Below are 4,155 nucleotides of genomic sequence, written 5' to 3' on the forward strand. Positions count from 1 at the left end.
TTTACTGAGGTCTACTGACAGACAAAAAAGTGATCGGCTTGAATGGTATTGAGCGATCGGCATCATGGTATTACGCACACTGGTGATATTCAACTGGAATCAGCGCCTTATCATCATTTTCAAGTTCAAAATACCCTGTAACTACTGTAACGTCTTCCGGACTAACTTGCTTGGTTGTAATTTCATTATACTTTGAGCGAGGGTAATCCCTAAGAGCATCAAATCCTTCTACACCATCAGGTCTATTCAGCTGCTGGAGAGCTCGAAGGAGAACAGTTTTTCCAGATTCATTGGGACCAACTAATATAGTTTTCAGAGATTCAATATCAAACTCCCCTGAATCTATCACACTGCGATAGTTTTCTACTCTAGCTCTTATTAGTCTCATATTCCTTCCTGAGTTTGATAGTTAGATCGAATTGGTTATAGTTGCCGTTTCTCAAACATTATTTTATGATGCGTGAATCGAGTATACCTCAGCTTAAATAGCGCTCATTTTATTCTTTATATAGTTTTACCAAATAACTTAAGATATTGCTATTAATGAGCTATTTATTATTTTGAAATAATTTTTATAGAGTAAGATGCAAGTTTCGCTAATTTTTCTGAGTAAAGCAGCAATAGAGCCTGGTCATGTATCAAGTACTACTAAGTATTCTGCCTTCCATTCTGTAAAGCCGTCAGGAGTAAATAGGCTGAATTCCCTATCCAATTTTTCTCGGGATTTTTCGGTAAACAAACAATAATGAAGTGACAAATCTATATCTATACAATATACAGGAGAAAAAGGTCGGCAATTTATTATTGAGCTGTGTAACTCACTTTCATTTAGAATGTTGTACTGATCCGAGGTGATATCTAGCAAGACCCCGTCAACCTCTAGCCAACAATGGCTGATTTCGTCTCCTTCCCAATCAGAAACATACCCTGTTACCAAGTCAATACCCGTATAAGTGGTATTTTCGAATATATGGAATGCGAGTAAATAGGATGCACATTGACATTGCATGATAGGAAATTCAGAAGAAATAAACTGTAAAGGTTTAGATGTGTCGTAGGCACATTTTTTAACCTTAGCATAAAACTCGTAAACCAATTTAGGTAACAACTCCCTCACCACTGACTTTCCCTAACATATGATGCACACCAGTCCATATTCTATTATTAATCTACATAGATCAAATAACTGTCTTTTTGTTAAGTATACAAAAGACCCCAGCGTTTGCTGGGCTCTTTTTATTTAGCCTCTGCCTTTTCGGCAGTTAAAAGTCACAAGTTGTGGTTGTTTACTTCCTGGCCTAACTTCAGCTGCCTACTCGGCAGTTCACTTGCCCACCAGCCAATAATACGTAGCTTAGAATTTCCAGCTGCCTACTCGGCAGTTCATTATAAAAAATAGTATATATTTCTATAAACACCAAACTGTTAAGTGATTTTTATATGATTTACACTTACTTTTACCTAGTTGCATAACTTATTGATAGTATTTTTAATTTTATATGGCTATTTTTAAAGGGCCTTTAAAGAAGCAACCGTGCCTTGAAATGTTTGATTTGTAGCAAAGCCATAATTGTTAAAATGATTATTTATGGGTTCAGCTTTTTCAATTTTTTGTATATGCAGAACATAACTTTGGCCGCTGCCTTTGCTTGATACGGGTATTGAATGAAAGTGGCCTATGACTTTTTCCTCAAATTGATACTCTGGGTTGTAAACCTCGCCTCTGGCTTCAGCTCGTTTTTTAGCGCGCTTTAACCGTCTTTGCTTTTCGCCAACAAATGCTTTGGCTACTGATTGGTTGCGAACAAACATGACTTCGCTTTGGTTTACTGGTACTTCGAGTATTTTTGATAAGCCAAATAACTTATCATGAGCCATCATCTCAAAATAGCTTTGCTGAGATAGATTGATTAATTGCTTCTTATCTGTCGATACAAACGCTACTTCATTACCTATTGTTTGCTCATTCCATTTAGGAAAGCACACACCAATATTACTTATTTCGCGTGAACTCATAAACCCATGCAAAATACCAATACAACGCCCAGCAAGAAGGCTTACATCACAATTTTTAGGTAAATAAGTAATAGTAAAATAATAGCGCTTCAACCTTTACTCCTTTGAAACAAGCCACCTTTGATCAGCACTGCCGCAATAAAGTGAACTGCGTCTGATTCTTCACCTTGCTCTAAACCATGCTTTTCCATGTGTTTAATATGCAAAGCAATGCGCGGGAGTAATGAATAAAAGTCTGAATGGCTCTTAGGTGTTCTGTGTGCAACTAATATTTGCTTATCTGCGCCATACTCGTGAGTGCGTAAAGGTTTGTAGCCTCCCTCGTACCAATCATCGATAGTTTGGATAGCAGCCCCTACTTTTTGTGAGTTTAAACTTGCTGCTTTTTTATCGCCCACTTGGGTGTACGCAAGTTGTTTAGATGACATGCCCTGTTCAACAGCATCTACAAACTTTTGACTTGGGTGAACCTCCTGGCTAAATGCATTTTTAATTTTGGCGGTTATATCTAAATAGCAGTAGCTTTGAGGGTTGCTAAGCCCTTCTTGAATAATTTCTGATAATGTTATTAGTGCTGTTTGATTATTTTGCCAATTGCCCTGCCACTTTAGCTTTTGTATACCTTCAACGATGATCGGGGCTGCATGTTCAGTAAGTATTTCAATATCAACATTCGGTGATTGACGATTACGCCAAAGCCAGTTGCCCATCAGTATATTTTTAGCATAGCGCGTTGCAACTTCATTAAGGCCATTGTTCTTTTTATAGGTTTCGAAAAACCGTTTTAACCAATAAATAACTTTAGGGTCATCACAAACATGAGGCTCAATACTATTGGCCTCAACCCTGAGTGAAAAACGACAAAATAGCTCATTTACTGTTGGAGGCACGTAGCACACATCAATTGTTTGTGGGTTCCCAAAAGCGAGATCTTGTGGCGCTAAGTTTTTAGCCTCATTTTGCTTTTGATACGCATCACCAAACCCTGACTTTTGCCCAACTAATTTATTTTGCTCTATTTGTAGCGGTTCAAAATCAGACGCTGGTGTTTTATAAAAAAACACCGCTTTACTGGGTGAAAGCGAACGCGTGTAACTTAAGTGCCGAGGTAATTGCATTATTCATACTCAAACTTAGACTTTTTCATAAGCATAGACTCTTTTTGAACATCCATAACCCAAAATGCGTCATGAAAGAACTGCTTAGCCCCAGCGTACTTTACTGATGTATTACTAACACACTCTAACAACCCAATTACGGGTTCAGCATAACAATGGTATTCATGTAATGCTGCATCTCGCTTTACGGGTTCTTCAAGCGCAGCAAAGCCAATTGCAGCGGGCCTTAAATTAAAGTTACCGTTAAGCGCATCTATCAATTGTTCAAAGCTTTTAACTACTTTTTTTGAAGGGTACAACCAACTGCCATTTGACGATTTTGCTTTAAGGTTTTTAAACAGCTCACTCGGTTTAGTATGCACATGACACCAATCTATACTTTGGTATAACGAGGGTGGATGCATAGTCCCGCCTGCAAATGAAGATGGTAGTGCGGGCTTTATAAGCTGACTATTTAACTTATCTAACAGCTCAGTATTTGGTACAAAAAGCCTAAATATTAAATCGAGTGTTATGTCGCATTTAGGTTTATCGATAATTCCTGATCTTATTACATTACTACGCCCTGTAACTTGTTTTAACTTACTTGGTTCAGGTAATGGTTTACCCGTATGTAGCTGATAGTTTTCAATGCAAATAGCACTGCCAATACACTTAATTGAAGGATCTATAAAGTTTTTTAGCTTACGCTCAAAATTATGAGCAAGCCCATTTAAAGCTGTAAGTGACGGCATACCTTGAATATACGGGTTAGCCATTGCCTCGGCATCAAACACTCGCATATCTTGGCAATGTACATACACTATTTGCTCATCATTTAATGTTTCTTCTTCAGTTGTACAATGAGTAAACACATAGTTTAACTGCGTTTTAAACAGCCCCATTAAATTAGGGTGATATGCAAAGCGTTTGAGCTTACTTAAATTACCAAGGCTTTCATTTAGTATCTAGCGTCAATTAACTTGGCCGGTTCCGCGTCAATTATCTTGGCCGGTTGACACCGAATTTTATTTGCTCTTAT

General features: G+C 37.8%; 4 protein-coding genes. All 4 read right to left on the reverse strand.

Annotation, left to right across the window (positions count from 1 at the left end):
• Positions 1–70: 70 nt before the first annotated feature.
• The 4 genes from J5X91_RS17850 to J5X91_RS17865 all read right to left on the reverse strand — a co-directional run bounded on the left by J5X91_RS17850 (position 71) and on the right by J5X91_RS17865 (position 3,988).
• Complete coding sequence (locus J5X91_RS17850) at positions 71–388, reverse strand: AAA family ATPase (protein ID WP_208835382.1); 318 nt, start codon at positions 386–388, stop codon at positions 71–73.
• A 1,121-nt stretch (positions 389–1,509) separates the two neighbouring features.
• Positions 1,510–2,109 (reverse strand): type I-F CRISPR-associated endoribonuclease Cas6/Csy4, encoded by a 600-nt coding sequence (cas6f, locus tag J5X91_RS17855; RefSeq protein WP_208835383.1) that lies wholly within the window; start codon positions 2,107–2,109, stop codon positions 1,510–1,512.
• Positions 2,106–3,134 carry a type I-F CRISPR-associated protein Csy3 gene (gene csy3, locus J5X91_RS17860; protein WP_208835384.1) on the reverse strand — a complete coding sequence of 343 codons (1,029 nt, stop codon included), beginning with the start codon at positions 3,132–3,134 and terminating at the stop codon, positions 2,106–2,108. Before csy3 ends, cas6f begins: the two co-directional genes overlap by 4 nt.
• Positions 3,134–3,988: a type I-F CRISPR-associated protein Csy2 gene (locus J5X91_RS17865; RefSeq protein WP_348272542.1), complete on the reverse strand. Its 855-nt coding sequence runs from the start codon at positions 3,986–3,988 to the stop codon at positions 3,134–3,136. The genes csy3 and J5X91_RS17865 overlap by 1 nt, the downstream gene beginning before the upstream one ends.
• Positions 3,989–4,155 lie beyond the last annotated feature (167 nt).

It is taken from the genome of Pseudoalteromonas sp. K222D, assembly GCF_017653575.1.
Lineage (GTDB): Bacteria > Pseudomonadota > Gammaproteobacteria > Enterobacterales > Alteromonadaceae > Pseudoalteromonas > Pseudoalteromonas nigrifaciens.